Source organism: Pseudomonas sp. GV105, assembly GCF_003058185.1.
Taxonomy (GTDB): domain Bacteria; phylum Pseudomonadota; class Gammaproteobacteria; order Pseudomonadales; family Pseudomonadaceae; genus Aquipseudomonas; species Aquipseudomonas veronii.
Window position 1 is genome coordinate 182,710 of record NZ_QBUF01000012.1, and the last position, 15,519, is coordinate 198,228.

The 15,519-nt window shown below is 60.6% G+C and carries 15 protein-coding genes; 7 read left to right on the top strand and 8 right to left on the bottom strand.

The annotated features are described in order from the left end of the window. Position 1: 1 nt before the first annotated feature. The 3 genes from C8K66_RS22965 (at position 2) to C8K66_RS22975 (ending at position 2,821) form a co-directional block, all read left to right on the top strand. Positions 2–733, top strand: coding sequence for a YgcG family protein (locus C8K66_RS22965; protein ID WP_108526013.1), 732 nt, complete (start codon positions 2–4; stop codon positions 731–733). Positions 734–764: 31 nt separating this feature from the next. Next, complete coding sequence (locus C8K66_RS22970; RefSeq protein ID WP_108526015.1) at positions 765–1,382, top strand: TPM domain-containing protein; 618 nt, start codon at positions 765–767, stop codon at positions 1,380–1,382. Between the two features lie 221 nt (positions 1,383–1,603). After that, complete coding sequence (locus tag C8K66_RS22975) at positions 1,604–2,821, top strand: SAM-dependent methyltransferase (RefSeq protein WP_108526017.1); 1,218 nt, start codon at positions 1,604–1,606, stop codon at positions 2,819–2,821. Between the two features lie 41 nt (positions 2,822–2,862). Here the strand turns inward: C8K66_RS22975 and C8K66_RS22980 are convergent, their stop codons facing one another. Continuing rightward, a complete protein-coding gene (locus C8K66_RS22980) occupies positions 2,863–3,762 on the bottom strand; it encodes a DMT family transporter (RefSeq protein ID WP_017844852.1) in 900 nt (299 codons plus the stop codon). Between the two features lie 187 nt (positions 3,763–3,949). Here C8K66_RS22980 and C8K66_RS22985 point away from each other — a divergent pair, with 187 nt between their 5' ends. Together C8K66_RS22985 and C8K66_RS22990 are read left to right on the top strand one after the other, a co-directional pair. After that, positions 3,950–4,531, top strand: coding sequence for a DJ-1/PfpI family protein (locus C8K66_RS22985; protein ID WP_102618437.1), 582 nt, complete (start codon positions 3,950–3,952; stop codon positions 4,529–4,531). An 18-nt stretch (positions 4,532–4,549) separates the two neighbouring features. Further along, the gene (locus tag C8K66_RS22990) at positions 4,550–4,849 is read left to right on the top strand and encodes a ribbon-helix-helix domain-containing protein (protein WP_017844854.1); all 300 of its coding nucleotides are present in this window, start codon (positions 4,550–4,552) and stop codon (positions 4,847–4,849) included. A gap of 7 nt (positions 4,850–4,856) precedes the next feature. On the opposite strand, the gene C8K66_RS22995 is transcribed toward C8K66_RS22990, so the two are convergent. The 4 genes from C8K66_RS22995 to C8K66_RS23010 all read right to left on the bottom strand — a co-directional run bounded on the left by C8K66_RS22995 (position 4,857) and on the right by C8K66_RS23010 (position 10,173). After that, complete coding sequence (locus tag C8K66_RS22995) at positions 4,857–7,415, bottom strand: TonB-dependent receptor (RefSeq protein WP_057004756.1); 2,559 nt, start codon at positions 7,413–7,415, stop codon at positions 4,857–4,859. A 126-nt stretch (positions 7,416–7,541) separates the two neighbouring features. Beyond that, positions 7,542–8,510: a FecR domain-containing protein gene (locus C8K66_RS23000; RefSeq protein WP_057004757.1), complete on the bottom strand. Its 969-nt coding sequence runs from the start codon at positions 8,508–8,510 to the stop codon at positions 7,542–7,544. Continuing rightward, positions 8,507–9,046, bottom strand: a complete 540-nt coding sequence (locus C8K66_RS23005; protein WP_017844857.1) for an RNA polymerase sigma factor — start codon at positions 9,044–9,046, stop codon at positions 8,507–8,509. The genes C8K66_RS23000 and C8K66_RS23005 overlap by 4 nt, the downstream gene beginning before the upstream one ends. A 110-nt stretch (positions 9,047–9,156) precedes the next feature. Next, positions 9,157–10,173, bottom strand: a complete 1,017-nt coding sequence (locus C8K66_RS23010; RefSeq protein ID WP_079443021.1) for a DUF4917 family protein — start codon at positions 10,171–10,173, stop codon at positions 9,157–9,159. 123 nt (positions 10,174–10,296) lie between these two features. Between C8K66_RS23010 and yiaY the strand changes: the two genes are divergently transcribed. After that, the gene (gene yiaY, locus C8K66_RS23015) at positions 10,297–11,445 is read left to right on the top strand and encodes an L-threonine dehydrogenase (protein WP_017844859.1); all 1,149 of its coding nucleotides are present in this window, start codon (positions 10,297–10,299) and stop codon (positions 11,443–11,445) included. On the opposite strand, the gene C8K66_RS23020 is transcribed toward yiaY, so the two are convergent. Together C8K66_RS23020 and C8K66_RS23025 are read right to left on the bottom strand one after the other, a co-directional pair. Then, positions 11,412–12,599, bottom strand: a complete 1,188-nt coding sequence (locus tag C8K66_RS23020) for an MFS transporter (protein WP_108526019.1) — start codon at positions 12,597–12,599, stop codon at positions 11,412–11,414. The genes yiaY and C8K66_RS23020 overlap by 34 nt on opposite strands. 142 nt (positions 12,600–12,741) lie before the next feature. After that, positions 12,742–13,968 carry an aminotransferase class I/II-fold pyridoxal phosphate-dependent enzyme gene (locus C8K66_RS23025; RefSeq protein WP_079443023.1) on the bottom strand — a complete coding sequence of 409 codons (1,227 nt, stop codon included), beginning with the start codon at positions 13,966–13,968 and terminating at the stop codon, positions 12,742–12,744. 340 nt (positions 13,969–14,308) lie between these two features. Here C8K66_RS23025 and C8K66_RS23030 point away from each other — a divergent pair, with 340 nt between their 5' ends. Beyond that, on the top strand, positions 14,309–14,986 hold the full coding sequence (locus C8K66_RS23030; RefSeq protein ID WP_108526021.1) for an NAD(P)H-binding protein: 678 nt from the start codon (positions 14,309–14,311) through the stop codon (positions 14,984–14,986). On the opposite strand, the gene C8K66_RS23035 is transcribed toward C8K66_RS23030, so the two are convergent. Further along, entirely contained in the window at positions 14,987–15,475 is a 489-nt protein-coding gene (locus C8K66_RS23035) for a DMT family transporter (protein ID WP_046384399.1), read from the bottom strand. It lies immediately after the preceding gene. Between the last annotated feature and the right edge of the window lie 44 nt (positions 15,476–15,519).

Sequence of the window (15,519 nt, forward strand, 5' to 3'; positions counted from 1 at the left end):
GATGCGTTTATTACGGATAGGCCTGGCGCTGTGGCTGTTGGCCTGCGCGGGCATGGCCCAGGCGGCGTTGACCTTCCCGGCGTTGACCGGGCGGGTGGTGGACACCGCGCAGATGATCGACCCGGCGGTGCGCGAGCAGTTGACCCAGCAATTGCAGGCGCTGGAGCAAAGCCGTGGCGACCAGATTGTGGTGGTCACCGTGCCTGACCTGCAGGGTGTGCCGATTGAAGACTATGGTTATCAGTTGGGGCGCCAGTGGGGCATCGGCCAGAAGGGCAAGGACAACGGTGCGCTGTTGATCGTCGCCCGCGATGAGCGCAAATTGCGCATCGAAGTCGGTTATGGCCTGGAAGGCACGCTGACCGATGCGCAGTCGTGGGTGATCATCAATCAGGTGATTGCGCCCAAGTTCAAGGCCGGCAAGTTCAGCCAGGGCATCAGCGACGGCGTCGCCGCGATGATCCAGGTGGTGGGCGGCGAGCCGCTGGCGGTGCCGGCCCATGTGGCGGATGCCAACTTCGCCAAGGATAATCCGGGGTTTTCCATCGGCTTGTTCGTCCTGCTGATCGGCGTGTTGTGGCTGTGCAATCGCCTGGGCCTGCCCGTGTGGGCGATCCTGTTGGCGATTCTCAGCAGCAGTGGCCGTGGCGGTGGGGGAGGCGGCGGCGGTGGCGGTGGTTTTCGCGGCGGCGGTGGCGGTTTCGGCGGTGGCGGGGCTTCGGGCGGCTGGTGATGACAATAACTAAAAACGAGCGTTTACAACCATGGCACTACTGACTGAACACGAACAACGCCAGGTCGCCGAAGCGATCGCCCGGGTCGAGCGACAGACCGACGCCGAGCTGGTGACCGTGCTGGCCGCGCGTGCCGACGATTACGCCTACATCCCGTTGCTGTGGGCCAGCCTGATCGCGTTGGTGGTGCCGGGGGTGGTGCATTACTTCTCGGGCTACCTGAGCATGTACACCTTGTTGTTGGCGCAGTGGGCGACATTCATCGTGCTGTGCCTGGTGTTTCGCCTGCCTAAAGTCACTACCCGCTTGATCCCCCGCTCGGTACGCCACTGGCGCGCGTCGAACCTGGCGCGGCGTCAGTTCCTCGAGCAGAACCTGCACCACACGCTGGGCGGCACCGGGGTGTTGATTTTTGTCAGCGAGGCCGAGCGCTATGTGGAGATCCTGGTGGATAACGGGATTTCCAAACGCCTGGATGACAGCAGTTGGGATGGTATCGTCAAGGCGTTTACCCAGCAGGTGAAACAGGGCCAGACATTGGCCGGGTTCATTGCCTGCATCGAAGCCAGCGGAGAGTTGCTCAAGGTGCATGTGCCGCTGACGCACGCGCGCAATGAATTGCCCAATCGCCTGATCGTGCTCGAATAACCCAACAAGTGCCGAACCCAATGTGGGAGGGGGCTTGCCCCCGATAGCGGTGCATCAGCTGCAGATGAGCTGACTGACACACTGCCATCGGGGGCAAGCCCCCTCCCACATTTGGATCTGCGGTGGGGCCCCCAATCTTACCGTTGATCAAATAACCCCGTGCCCTCAGCCCCCATCCCCCCTAAAATGCCCGGCATTCCCAGCCCGAGGCGTTTTTGTTCATGTCCGTCACCGCTCAACCTGCCCGCCCTGCGCCGGATCATCACGCCCAGTTCATCGAACTGCTCAGCGCAAGCCTTGCGCACAACGCCTTTATCAAACTGGTGCTGGCCAAGTACGTCGGTGAGGAAGCCGAGCTGCAACGGCTGATCATCAAGGCGGTGACGGTCAAGGAGCAGCCCTGCCTGTCCTTCGTCTACCGCTACAAAACCCGCGACATCACCAAGAACCTCCCGGTGGCCGACGGTGTGGCGGCGATTGCCGAGTTGTTGCCGACCTCGTTCAAGAACGCACACTTGCTCGCGCTGACCGACGAAGCCCAGCTGGAATACAGCAAGAAGAACAAAAGCTCGCTGTTCAAAAGCAAGCCGCAGCAATTGCGTGAGGCGCCGTCGGCCGAGCACAACCGCGAGAAGAATCGTTTCCTCGACCTGAGCCGGCCGTTCCTCGCCGACCTGGGCGTGACCGACGCCAAGCACGCGCTGATCCCGTCGATGTCGCGCAAGTGGAAGCAGATCAACAAGTTCATCGAAGTGTTCAGCCATGCGCTGATCGCGTCCCCGCTGAGGCTGGACCAACCGGTGCGCGTCGCTGATTTCGGCTCGGGCAAGGGCTACCTGACTTTCGCCATCCACGACTACCTGCGCAACACCCTCAATGTCGAGGCCGAGGTCACCGGTGTTGAACTGCGCGAAGACATGGTCAGCTTGTGCAACGCCGCCGCCGTCCGCCTCGAACACCCGGGGCTGGTGTTCACCTGCGGCGACGTGCGCAGCGTCGCGCCCAGCGAGCTGGACGTGATGATCGCCCTGCATGCCTGCGACATCGCCACCGATTATGCGATCCACACCGGTATCCGTTCCGGCGCGTCGATCATCATGTGCTCGCCGTGCTGCCACAAACAGATCCGCCTGCAGATCCAGAGCCCGGTGCTGCTGAAGCCGATGCTGCAATACGGTTTGCACCTGGGCCAGCAGGCGGAAATGGTCACCGACAGCCTGCGCGCCTTGTTCCTGGAGGCTTGCGGTTATGAGACCAAGGTGTTCGAGTTCATCTCCCTGGAACACACCAACAAGAACAAGATGATCCTTGCGGTGAAACGCGCCGAACCGGTGGACAACGCGCAGCTACTGGACAAGATTCAGGCGCTCAAGGAGTTCTATCACATCACCGAGCACTGCCTGGAAACCCTGTTGCGTACCGACGGTTACCTCGGCTGAACACGAAGCCAATGTGGGAGGGGGCAAGCCCCCTCCCACCGTTAAATCGCATTGGCCTTTGTAATTGGCGCGGGCTGCACCGCGGTCTTGCGCCCCAGCATCACCGTCACGATCACCCCGCAGGCGAACAGCCAGGTGATCGGCTCGATGTGTTCACCAAAGAACAACGCCGAAAACGCGATGGTGAAGAAGATCTGCAACAGCTGAATCTGGCTGACCCGCGCAATGCCGCCCATGGCCAACCCGGCGTACCACGCAAAGAACCCCAGGAACTGCGAGAACAGCGACACATAACCGAACGCCCACCAGGTGCCCATGGAAATCGCGCCTTGATGCTGCACCGCCAGGTAAGCCACCGGGCCGATCAACAGCGGCGTCGACAGCACCAGCGCCCAGCAGATCACCTGCCAGCCGCCCATCTCCTTGGCCAAGCGCCCACCTTCGGCATAACCCAGGCCGCCCACGGCAATCGCGCCGAGCATCAACAGATCCCCCGCTTGAATACTGCCGGCACCGCTGATCAACGCATAACTCAGCACCAGCGCGCTGCCCAAGGCGGCGCAGGCCCAGAAGGCTTTTGACGGCCGTTCGTGGGACAGCCACGCGGCGTACAGCGCAACGCACAGCGGTTGCAGGCCATTGACCAACGCGCCGTGGGACGCCGGCAGCGTCTGCATGGCCCACGCCGACAACACCGGAAAGCCCAAGATCACCCCGGCAATCACCAGGCACAGGCCGCGCACCTGGCGCCAGCTCGGCCAGCGCTCGCGGCGCCACAGCAACAGCGCCGCCGCCGGGATCGCAGCGAACAACGCACGGCCCAGACCGTTGAGCAGCGGGTGGATTTCCTGCACCACGATACGCGTGAAGGGCAGGGTCAGGCTGAAGATGATGACGCCCAGCAGGCCGAGGGCCATGCCGGTGTTTTCGCGCGAGTTCATGGCGGGAACCGGAATCGAGTGGTCGGAAGTGGACGATCATCTAGCCACAACCTCCGCGAATCGGGGGTCTACAGCTGGGTGCGGATTGATCCGTACAGTTGTAGTAGCGGGGGATTACCCGGCCCGTCGGCACGCGCCTATCTTGACTACTCTTGTCTGCCCAACCGTTGAACTGGAGGAATGCCCCATGGCTGCGAAAAAGATCCTGATGCTGGTCGGCGATTATGTCGAAGACTATGAAGTGATGGTGCCCTTCCAGGCGCTGCTGATGGTCGGTCATATCGTCCACGCGGTGTGCCCCGACAAGTCGGCCGGCGAGACCGTGCGAACCGCGATCCATGACTTTGAAGGCGATCAGACCTACAGCGAAAAGCCCGGTCACCTGTTCGCCCTGAATGCGGATTTCGCCCAGGTCGAAGCCGCCGACTACGATGCGCTGCTGGTGCCCGGTGGTCGTGCGCCGGAATACCTGCGCCTGAATGAAAAAGTCCTGCGACTGGTGCGCGCCTTCGATCAAGCCGGCAAGCCGATTGCTGCGGTGTGCCATGGCGCGCAACTGCTGGCGGCGGCCGGTATCCTCGCCGGTCGCGAGTGCAGTGCCTACCCGGCCTGTGCCCCGGAAGTGCGCCTGGCGGGCGGTTCGTTCATCGATATTCCAGTGACCCACAGCCACGTTCAAGGCAATCTGGCCACGGCGCCGGCCTGGCCGGCGCACCCAAGCTGGCTGGCCGGGTTCCTCGGCCTGCTGGGCACGACAATCACCTTGTAAGCAACGGAGGTCATCGCCATGTGCGAGCTGTACGTCAAGGCCGACCCGATTCTCTATGAGTCTCGCTCGCGCTCCCTGCGCATCTGCGGCGTCGTCACCACTGTGCGCCTGGAGAACCAGTTCTGGGACATCCTCAGCGAAATCGCCAGCGTGGATGGCATGACCACCAATCAACTGATCACCAAGCTGTACGAGGAAGTCATGGACTACCGCGGCGAGGTGGTCAATTTTGCCTCGTTTCTGCGCGTCAGCTGTACCCGCTACTTGAGCAAGCAGCGCACACCGACGGCCGAGTTGAGCCTGGTGCGCAACCGCTAGGCCGCTGTCAGAAGAACCGTGTCACGCTGATCTTCGCGTCGCGCCCCTTGGTGTAGGCACGGTCGCCGCTCAGCGCCGGACGGAAGTTGTTGTTGAACAGGTTGTCCACCGTGAAGTTCACCTCGGTGCCTTTCAGGTAAGCCTGTTGCGGCGCCCATTTGGCGAACAGGCCCTGGGTGTTGTAGCGCTTGTTGCCGTACTGGTCGTAGAACAAGTCGCCGACGCCGGAGCCGGGGCCGCCGGAGTATTTATCGCTGGGCAGGCGATCGGTCGCGCCGATGAATTGCCCCATCCATCCCACCTGGGCATCCCAGGCCGGGATGTGGGTGCCCATGACCAGCACCCATTTGGTCGGCGGAATGTCGCGGGCCGACACATCCGGGCCCCATGGGTTGGTGTAGGCGCCTTCGTGCTTGCCGGTGGCGTAGGCGAACGACACCGAGCCGAACAGGTAGGTGGAGTTATAGAACGATTCCAGCTCGAAACCCTTGATGGTCAGGCCGCCGATGTTGCGGTAATTGGACCTCGGCCCCGGCGGGCACGCGGTGGCGATGGTGCCGCCGTTGATAGCCTGGTTCTGGCAGCCCACGCCCGTGGCCTTGAAGATTTCGTCTTCGACTTTGTTGTGGAACAGGGTGGTGCGCAGTTGCAGGTTATCGTCCTGGGCGATCAGGTTGTCGAAGCGGGTGATGTTGCCCACGGTGATCGAGGTGATGCGCTCGGGGTCGAGGTCGACGCTGGTGGCGGTGCGGCTGCCCAGGCCCTGCACTTCGTACTGTTCGTCGATCACCGGGGCGCGCCAGGTCTGGCTCCAGTTGGCGAACAGGGCGACGTTCGGGGTGACGGTCCAGAACAGCGCCAGGCGCGGCGACCAGCCGGTGTAGGTGCGATCGCTGTAGTCGTGGCCGACGGCCGGGTCGGGGTTGCTGTAGTACGGCGCATCGTTGGCCTCGCCGCGGTTGCGCACATGGTCGTAGCGCAGCGATGGCGTGACGGTCACGTCGCCCAGGGTCAGCGCATCCTGGATGAAGAAGCTGTTGGTATCCACCTTGCCATGGGGCATGAAGCTCGGCTGGAAATGCCCATAGTTGTAGCGCGGCGTGTTGTAGGTGGCGCCGGGCATCCACATCTCGGTTTCGCGGGTGTGCTTGCGGATTTGCCCGCCGACTGTCAGTGCGTGTTGCAACGGCCCGGTGTCGAACAGGCTGACGTTGCGGATGTCGAGATGCTTGTCGGTGTAGGCCGTGTCCATCTTGCGCCCGCCGGTGGCCAACTGGAAAAACGCGGTGGCGTCGCGCTCGTCGGTCTGCTGGGTGTCGGACTGTGAATATTTGACGGTCAGGTCCACCAGCGGGTTGTCCAGGGGCTGGTATTCATACTTGCCCGACCAAGTGGTGTCGAGCGTGTCGCGGTTGGCCAGGAAACGTTTCAACGCGCCTTCGTAGCCGTAGCGGTCGATGTTGGCCTGGGTCGGTGGCGTCGGGTAGCTCGCGGCGGAAAACGGCGTCCACCGGTTGCTGCGGGCGCTCGAGTAAGACAGGCCGACACTGTGCTCATCGGTGAAGTGCGCGTTGACCTTGAACAGCTTGCCGTCCACATCCTGGGCGGTGTTGGGCAGGCGCTGGGGGTTGATCGGGTACTGGTTGTTCTCGTTGGGCAACTTGGCGGCCACCTTCATGTCGCCGCCGTCGCGCTGGGTCAGGTAGGCCAGGGCGTCGAACCGGCCGTCGTCGGTGCGGCCATACACGGCGCTGCTGTAGACCTGTTCGTGGTCGTTGCTGGAATAACCGTACTTGAGCATCGCGCCGCTGTTGCGGCCGTCCTTGAGCAGGTCCGGGGCATCCTTGGTGGTCATGTTCACCGTGCCGCCAAAACCGCCGTTGCCGCTGAACGGCGAGTTGGGGCCTTTCTCCACTTCGATGCTCTTGATCAGCTCGGGCTCGATGAACACCGTGCCTTGCTGGTAGCGCTCGAAGCCGCTCTTGGTGGCGCCGTCGACGGTCAGCGGGACGTCTTCGGCGTCACCGAAACCGCGGATGTTGATGGTCTGGCCGCCGGGTTTGAGCGAACCGCCCTGGCTGATCCCAGGCAACGTCTGCAGCAGGCTGGGGATGTTGTTGGCCTGGTAGCGGTCGATGTCCGCCTGGCTCAGGGTCGAGCGGCCGACGGTGCTGGAGTCGACTTGATTGCCGGTGCCGATCACGCTCAAGGCGTCCAGCTGGATCGCGCCGCTGCTGGTGGTCTTGCCCTCATCGGGGCGCACGACGTAGGTGCTGCCGACCTTGATCAGGGTGAACGCGCCATTGTTCAACAGGGTACGAATCGCCACTTCCGCGGTGAAGTCACCGTCGAGCGCCGGCGCCTGGACGTTCTTGAGCTGCTTTTCATCGAACAGCAGCTGGATTTTCGCCTGTTGCGCGACCTGGCTCAGGGACGTGGCCAACGCCTGGGCGGGCAGTTGCAGTGTGAACGACTGCGCATGGGCGCTGAGGCTGAAGGCCAGGCATGTCGCCATTAGACTCGGTCGAAAAAGCAGGTGCGAAGCGTGGCAAGGCGCGCGAAACATGAAATCCCCCGGGGTGGCCAAACAGCCAAAAAGGTGTGCGGATCGAACACAATCAGGAGGAAGACGGGGCCGAGGAAAAAAACCACACATGCGAATGAAAAATATTCTCATGTGTCTGCTTCGGGGCTATTTTCGGGGTTCGATCCGGACAATGCCATCGGCCGAGGTCACGGTTTTCACCGGCAACAAGGCGGGCAGGGCGTTGAGCAAGGCATCCGGGTCATGCACATCCAGGTTGCCTGACACCTTCAGGTGCGCCACGGCGTGACTCACCTGCAGCGGGGGTTGGGGACGGTACAAACTCAACTCATCGATCAGGCTGGCCAGCTCGCGATTGCGGAACGACAAGTGCCCGCTGCGCCAGTCGGCAACCTCCTCGGCGGTGAGGGTTTGTTGTTGCACGGTGCCCTTGGCGTAGTCGAAGCTGGCGCGTTGCTGGGCGCCGAGCAACGCGACCGGTTTGGTCGCATCCGGCGCGAACGCCACCTGGCCGTGGGCAACACTCACCACCAGTTGTTGCTGGCCACGTCGCACATCGAAAGCGGTGCCCACCACGCGCACCGTCGCTTCGCCGGCTTGCACGTACAGCGGCCGTTCCTTGTCGGCCGCCACTTCGATATACAGCTGGCCCTTGTCCAGGTGAACGATGCGTTGGTGGGCGCTGAAATCTACGCGCAGGCGGGTGTTGGCATTCACGTAGAGGCGGCTGCCATCGGGCAGGTTCAGGGTACGCATGCCCTTGGCGTGGGCTGCGACCTGGGTGTGATACAACTCGCGCGGCGCGCCGAGGGGCGTGGTCAGTACCGCGCAGAGCAGGGCGGCCGCCACGGCCAGGGCCGGGCGCCAGATCACGGCGGTGCGCTTGGGCAGCGCCACGGGCGTGTTCAGTTGCTGCAACTGGGCGAGGTCGGCCCACAGTTGTTCGAACTCGGCATAGGCTTGGGCATGGGCCGGCACCGCCTGCCAGGCGGCGAAGGCCTTGCGGTCGGCGCGTGCGGTGGCGTTGCGGTTGCGTGCAAACCAGCTGGCGGCTTGGGCATCGACGGCGTCGCTCGTTTCGATGTCCGGGGCGTCGATGTCGCTCAGGCGGTTCATGCTGGCTGCTCCGTGCCGGGGTCAGGTTGAAGGCGTCGCTTGCAATGCAGCAGGGCAAAAGCGATGTGCTTTTCCACCATGCTGGTCGAAATACCCATGCGCTCGGCGATCTGCGCCTGGCTCAAGCCTTCGAAGCGATGCAGCATAAGGGCTTCTCGCCTGCGCGGCGAGAGTTCGGCGAGGACTTCTTTCAACTGTTCCAGGCGTTGCAGGCGAAGCGCGGCGGCCATCGGCGGGTTGTGCTCGTCAATGACCGGCTCGGCATCCCTTTCAACCTGATCGGCGTGGACGGCCTGCCGTACCTTCTGTTTGCGCCAGTGATCGCGCAACAGGTTGCGCGCCATCTGGAACAGAAACGCCCGTGGCTGCTCGACCTTGGCCCGGTCGCGGTAGTCCAGCCATTGGGTGAAGACATCCTGGGTCATGTCTGCCGCGTCGCTGGCGTTGTCCGTGCGCTTGCGCAGGAAATACAGAATGTCTGCATAAAACCCGCGAAAGGCATCGTCCGACAGCGGGTCGGATTTGGGACGCGACATGGATATCCTTCTTGGCGAAGCACGACGTAGAAAAGTCGTGAATGATATCGAGAATTATTGTCGTTTGTCTCCAGGCAAATACACTGACCCTGCGCAAGCGGCTCAGGACCTCAGCGTTCGACCGGCACCGACAGTGCCGGATGCCCCAGCGCATGGCTGCGCGCGGCAAAGAATCTCAACGCCACGCCACTGCCATCGAACAACTGCGAATACCGCCGCTTCTGCTGGCGGATAAACCCATCGCTGCGCCCCGATACCGCGATCGCCAGGGTCGTCACCCGGGCCTGGCGAATTGCATCCACCAAGTGTTTATCCTGCGCTCCCAGGTCGTGGCCGAAGATGCACAGCGCCCCTTCATGGCCGAGTAACTGCTCGTAGCAGAACGACAGATAATCCGAGCTGCGGATGGTCTTGAGCTTCTCTTCCACCTTGCCCTCGCTGACAAACAACGGCACATCGTCCAGGGTCTTGATCGTGTTGTTGATCGCAAAACTGCTGAGCAGGGTGCTGTCGGTGGTCGGCAATTTGCGTGCGGTGCCGTCGAGGTTGCGCACCAGGTGCAGGCCGCCGTGCAGGTAAAGGATGCGCGTGGCGTCGGTGCGGGTGTCGCGCAGGTCGAAGCTGGCGTCGGCGCTGCGGAACAGGTCGTCGATGCCGGGGGCGTGCAGGATCGCCCAGTAGTTGAGCAAGTCGTAGTTGCTGGTGAATACCGTGGAGTAGCTGGCCAGTTCCGCGTTGATCGTCGCCAATGTCGACGGCTGCACCAGGCGCCACGGGATGTGTACGGCGTGGATGGTGTTGATCAATGCTTCCTTGATCGCGTAGTAGCGATTGCGCGGCGCCGCCGAACTGACCGCCAGGGCTTTGTTGACCCGGCTGGTGGTCTTCAGCGCGCTCAGGGCCTGCTCGAAGCTGCGGGTCTGCAGGGCGTCGAACACGCTCAGCTCGGATTGGCTCAAGGGTTTTTCTTCAACGGTGCGTGCGTTTTCGAACAGCGAGTCGTAGGCAAAGTCTTCCCAAATCGCTCGGCTGGCGCCGTTGCCGATCAGAATTCCACTGAAGTCGATGGCGCTGCGCAGTGCGCTCCAGTCTTCAAGGTGGGCGTCAATATCCTGAAAATCCTTCATCGCGGCGGGTCTACTCGAAATCGGCGGGTCGGTGACTTTATCACGAGCGAGGGTTGATCCTGATCAAGGTGGGCCCTGTGATGAACGTTGATGCTGTCGGCATAACGCCTCTGAGGATTCGCCATGAGCAGTACCTTCTTCATCCCCGCCGTTAACATCATGGGCACTGACTGCCTTGACGACGCGATGGTCGCCATTCGCAACTACGGTTTTCGCAAGGCCCTGATCGTTACCGACGCCGGCCTGGCGAAGGCGGGCGTGGCCAGCATGATCGCCGAGAAACTGGCGATGCAGGACATCGATTCGGTGATCTACGACGGCGCCAAGCCCAACCCCAATGTGGACAACGTCGAGAAAGGCCTCGCGCTGTTGCAGCAGAGCGCCTGTGATTTCGTGGTGTCCCTGGGCGGCGGCTCGCCCCATGACTGCGCCAAGGGCATCGCACTGTGCGCGACCAATGGCGGGCATATCGGCGACTACGAAGGCGTCGATCAATCGAGCAAGCCGCAACTGCCGCTGGTGGCCATCAACACCACCGCCGGCACCGCCAGCGAGATGACCCGTTTCTGCATCATCACCGACGAAACCCGTCACGTGAAAATGGCCATCGTCGACCGCAACGTCACGCCGCTGTTGTCGGTCAACGACCCGTCGCTGATGGTCGGCATGCCCAAGGGCCTCACCGCCGCCACCGGCATGGACGCCCTGACCCACGCCATCGAAGCCTACGTATCCACCGCCGCCACGCCGATCACCGACGCCTGCGCGATCAAGGCCATCGAACTGATCAGCGCCAACCTGCGCCTGGCGGTACGCGACGGCACCGACAAGGCCGCGCGGGAAAACATGGCCTATGCGCAGTTCCTCGCCGGCATGGCGTTCAACAACGCCTCCCTGGGTTTCGTGCATGCCATGGCCCACCAACTGGGCGGCCTGTACGACTTGCCCCACGGCGTGTGCAACGCGGTATTGCTGCCCCATGTGCAGAGTTTCAACGCCAGCGTCAGTGCCAAGCGCTTGAGCGACGTCGGCCGTGCGCTGGGTGCGGACATCAACGGCAACTCGCCGGAAGAGGGCGCCCAAGCCGCCATCGCCGCCATCCGTACCCTGTCCCAGGACGTCGACATCCCCGCCGGCCTGCGCGAACTGGGCGCCAAGTTGCAGGACATTCCGCTGCTGGCCACCAACGCGTTGAAAGACGCCTGCGGCCTGACCAACCCACGCCGGGCTGATCAGCGTCAGATTGAGGAGATTTTCCGCAGCGCGTTCTGATCCGACCGGCAGCAGGCGACACACGCACATGCGCCGCCCGCCAAGGCCACGCACAACAGCGCCAACGGCCATGCCTGCTGACTCACTAGCAGGCTTGCCACACCACCGATCAATGCCGCTATCAACTGATGCATAAAGCCGCTCAACGCCATGGCGTAGGAGCCGCTGATCGGTGACTCATCATTGGCCACGGACAAACTGATGGGGTAACTCATTGATTGCCCCAGCACCGCCAGGCAATACGGTAACCACAGCAGCAATGCGAGCCCGCTGGCAAACACACTGCCAAGCAGCATGATCGCTGTGCCGAGCAACACTAACCCCACGCCCCAGCCCATCATCATCAAACGGCCCGTGTGCGCGACGAAGCGATTGACCATCAACGCTCCCGCCAGATACGCCCCGCTGATCGGCCAGCCCAGCCAGCCGTACTGCGCGGCACTCCAGTCGAAACGCCCCAGCAGAATCATCGGCGCACAGGTGTTGAACGCAATGATCACCGCATAACCCAACCCACCCGCTAATGCTGCATGCAGGAACGCGGGGTGTCGCAGAATCTGGGTGTAAATGCGCCAGGCTGACGCCGACGAATCGGCCTTCACCAATGTCGGAAAAATCACGCGCGGCAACACCAGCATCAATATGACGGCGCCGATCGCTAGGCTATAAAAGATCGCCTTCCAGCCAAATGCTGCCTGCAACAGCGAACCCAGGAATTGGCCGATGCCCAGGGCGATCACAAAGGTCATCCCCAACCACGACAAGCCTTTGGCCAACAGCGTGCCGCTGAAACTGTCCCGCACCAATACTCGCGCCATCACCGATATGCCGCCCGCGCCCAGGCCTTGAATCAGGCGCAGTGCCAGAAAAGACTCAACATTGAACGCCGACGCAATCGCGACACTCGCCGAGGCATACACCGCCAGCGCCACCAGCAACACCGGCTTTCTGCCAAAGCGTTCGCCCAGGCTGCCCCACAGCAACATCGGAAGTGCCATGCCCACCAGATATGCTGCCAAGGCCAGGGCGACCTGATCTTCGGCGGCCGGTAGAGACTGGGCGATGGCCGGGACTGCCGGCAGGTAGCTGCTGATGCCCACTTGGGAAAGGAATGCGGCGCTGCAGGCGAGGGCTAGGGGGGTGGTATTTTTCAATAAGTATTGTCCTTCACTCCAGGTTTCAAGGGGATTGTTATGCGTCTTATCTGATTATCGTGGTGTTCACAGGTGCCTGGTTTTTAGAGGGGTTAATAATCAATGCGAGTAAGTGAATGTTGTTTTTTAGCTGATGTGAGTGTTAATTATTGATTTCGTGCTTGTTCAGTAGAGTGGTGAGGTACGAGCAAAATAATATTATTGTCGCAGGGTCCATGTCTGCTCGAAGAGTGACGCGTATTGCAGCTTTTCCTCTTGGCACCACTGGGAAAAATACGGAGGATGTAAAAAAGCCTTTTTCCGCAAGATGAATGGTGAGGGTGTTTGCTTTTTCCGCTTTGCCACAGGTGATCAGCCGTATTGCAGCATCTGTACCGGATTGGTCGGTATGTATCAGGCTGTCAAATAATTTTATGTTGAGTAGGAGTTTCTCTTGAAGTGAACACAGTTCTTCCGTTTGATGTATTTTTATTGAGGCTAGTCCTGCACCTATAGCTGCCGAATTTAGGCTTTGAGACCAGTTGCTAGGGCCTCCGTATCGGTGCATCAGGCTCTTTTGTCTTTCGCTACCAAACATGATTAATCCCCCACTAGCACCAAAGGATTTACCTAGAGAGGCTACAATTAACGTCTGATCGTCTAGCGTTTGTATGCGCGGCCGGATGAAACCTCTTCCTCTCTCTCCGAATGCCGATAGCGCATGGGAGTCGTCCATGTAAAGAAATAGTCCGTAACGCGATTTCAAATAAAGTAACCCATCGATGTCCGCAATTCCGCCCATGCTATATATTCCATCGCATACATAGGCGACCTTTTTTCGTTTTTTACATAATTCCTCAATGAAGGAAAGATCATTGTGTGGCGCTGTTTTAACTTCGGTCTCATCAGCGCATGAGGCTTTGATATGGTTCATGGAATAGTGAGAATGCTTGTCGAAAACCATTGTTGGCGAACAGTTATTTGTAAGCACTCCGCTGGCGAGCAAGGGGAGTAGCCCCGAGCTGGCTGAACTGCACGATAAAGTACTCAAGCAGATGGAGTCGAATAGAGTCGAAAGCTCCTGTTCGTACCGTTCCAGGATTTCAAGTTTGCATCGGTTTTTTGAGTTTGCAATTCGGAGGGTTTTAGCCTCCCTTATTCCGCAAATCGCTCCCTCTATTATGTCTTGATGATAATCAAGGCCGAGATATGAGGTTGTGCAGAAGTGATGGAATTCACGTCCGTGCTGGTCGGTCAGGTAGTTGTTGTTTTTGATGGTGACGTTGAGTTCGCATATTCTGCCTGTCTTTGCAAAGTGCCAGTCTGTTTCAGCCAGCTCAATTAGTTTTTTGTAGTTTGAAAATTTGTTTGTGAATGATGTGTTTTCCATTTGCCTATTCGTCCTTGGGCGTTGGCGGAAAACAGTAGCGGGGAAACCATTGTGAAATAAGTCAGACATTTCCCGTGCTCGTAACTCAAAATGGAGTTATTTGTGTGAGTAAGGTCCTACTTTTTATGATGGCGAATAGATGTCTCGATAGACGCTTTCTAATCCGTGCCCTTTGCGTCAGAGGAGTATTAGAGTGTGGCGTTTTCGTGGGGGCATGCAATTTATTCAGGTTGTGCGTCACGCGATTAGGTAAGGTGTCAGCGTGCAAACGGATGTGCCGATAGCGTTCAAAAGACTTGTCTGTCGGCTAGGTAAATCTAGCGGGATGAAGGAGGATTTGATGAGAGTTCTGTTATTCGGTGCCACTGGCATGATCGGTCAAGGCGTTCTGCGCGAGTGCCTGCTGGCCGCCGACGTGCAGGAAGTCGTCGCCGTCGGCCGCACGCCGTTGACCCTGGAACACGCCAAACTGCATCAGGTGCTGCACGCGGACATGTTGGATTTGCAGGCTCTGGAGAACTTGCTGCAAGGTTTCGATGCCTGCTTCTTTTGCCTCGGTGTTTCATCGGCGGGGATGAATGAAACCCGCTACACCCATCTTACCTATGATCTGACCCTGGTCGCCGCCAGCACTCTGGCGCGGCTCAATCCGCAAATGACGTTTATCTATGTGTCCGGCGCCGGCGCCGACAGTTCCGAAACGAGCCAGTCGATGTGGGCGCGGGTCAAGGGCAAGACCGAGAATGCCTTGCTGCGCCTGCCGTTCAAGGCGGTGTATGTGTTCCGGCCGGGGCTGATTCAGCCGTTGCACGACGTGCGTTCGAAGACGCCGTTGTACGCGTTGTTCTATACGGTACTCGGGCCGTTGCTCTCGTTGGTGCGTCGGATAAAGCCAGGTTGGGTAGTCAGCACCGAGACCGTTGGCCGTGCGATGTTGGCGGCGGTGCGTCACGGCGCACCACAGCCGGTGGTGGAGCAAGCCGAGATCCATCGCCTGGCCTCTCTGAACAACCGCTGATCAGCTCGTCGTCGCGAGTGCGCGGGCGGGGGTGGCGCTGAACTGAATCAACGCGACGCCACCGATCAACAGCAACGCGCCCAGTACCCGGGGCGTTGTCAGCGGGCGTTCCACCAGGCCGAACAGGCCGAAGTGATCGAGCAGCAGCGAGGCGAGAAGTTGCCCGGCCATGGCCAGCGCGATAAAGCCCGATGCGCCCAGCTTGGGCAGCAACATCAACGCCAACGAGATAAAGCACACGCCAAATGCACCGCCGGCCCACATCCACAGCGGCGCCTTGCCGATAAACGCCAGGCTCGGCAACGGCAGGCGCAAGGCGATGATCACTGGCAGCAGCACGATGATGCTCACCAGCAACGACGCCAGCGTTGCCCACAACGGGTGACCGAGCCCGCGTCCGAGGTTGGCATTGATCGCGCTTTGAAACGGCACCACCGCCCCGGCGATCACCGCCAAAAGCAATAAACCTGCCCACTGCAACGTCGTCATGTTGAATCTCCCAGAGGTTTTGCTGGACTCTAGGCTATTCGTCG

Excerpts from the sequence above, each read along its gene's own strand:
- C8K66_RS22965 (WP_108526013.1), top strand. The coding sequence starts at position 2 with ATGCGTTTATTACGGATAGGCCTGGCGCTGTGGCTGTTGGCCTGCGCG.
- C8K66_RS22970 (WP_108526015.1), top strand. The coding sequence starts at position 765 with ATGGCACTACTGACTGAACACGAACAACGCCAGGTCGCCGAAGCGATC.
- C8K66_RS22975 (WP_108526017.1), top strand. The coding sequence starts at position 1,604 with ATGTCCGTCACCGCTCAACCTGCCCGCCCTGCGCCGGATCATCACGCC.
- C8K66_RS22980 (WP_017844852.1), bottom strand. The coding sequence starts at position 3,762 with ATGAACTCGCGCGAAAACACCGGCATGGCCCTCGGCCTGCTGGGCGTC.
- C8K66_RS22985 (WP_102618437.1), top strand. The coding sequence starts at position 3,950 with ATGGCTGCGAAAAAGATCCTGATGCTGGTCGGCGATTATGTCGAAGAC.
- C8K66_RS22990 (WP_017844854.1), top strand. The coding sequence starts at position 4,550 with ATGTGCGAGCTGTACGTCAAGGCCGACCCGATTCTCTATGAGTCTCGC.
- C8K66_RS22995 (WP_057004756.1), bottom strand. The coding sequence starts at position 7,415 with ATGTTTCGCGCGCCTTGCCACGCTTCGCACCTGCTTTTTCGACCGAGT.
- C8K66_RS23000 (WP_057004757.1), bottom strand. The coding sequence starts at position 8,510 with ATGAACCGCCTGAGCGACATCGACGCCCCGGACATCGAAACGAGCGAC.
- C8K66_RS23005 (WP_017844857.1), bottom strand. The coding sequence starts at position 9,046 with ATGTCGCGTCCCAAATCCGACCCGCTGTCGGACGATGCCTTTCGCGGG.
- C8K66_RS23010 (WP_079443021.1), bottom strand. The coding sequence starts at position 10,173 with ATGAAGGATTTTCAGGATATTGACGCCCACCTTGAAGACTGGAGCGCA.
- yiaY (WP_017844859.1), top strand. The coding sequence starts at position 10,297 with ATGAGCAGTACCTTCTTCATCCCCGCCGTTAACATCATGGGCACTGAC.
- C8K66_RS23025 (WP_079443023.1), bottom strand. The coding sequence starts at position 13,968 with ATGGAAAACACATCATTCACAAACAAATTTTCAAACTACAAAAAACTA.
- C8K66_RS23030 (WP_108526021.1), top strand. The coding sequence starts at position 14,309 with ATGAGAGTTCTGTTATTCGGTGCCACTGGCATGATCGGTCAAGGCGTT.
- C8K66_RS23035 (WP_046384399.1), bottom strand. The coding sequence starts at position 15,475 with ATGACGACGTTGCAGTGGGCAGGTTTATTGCTTTTGGCGGTGATCGCC.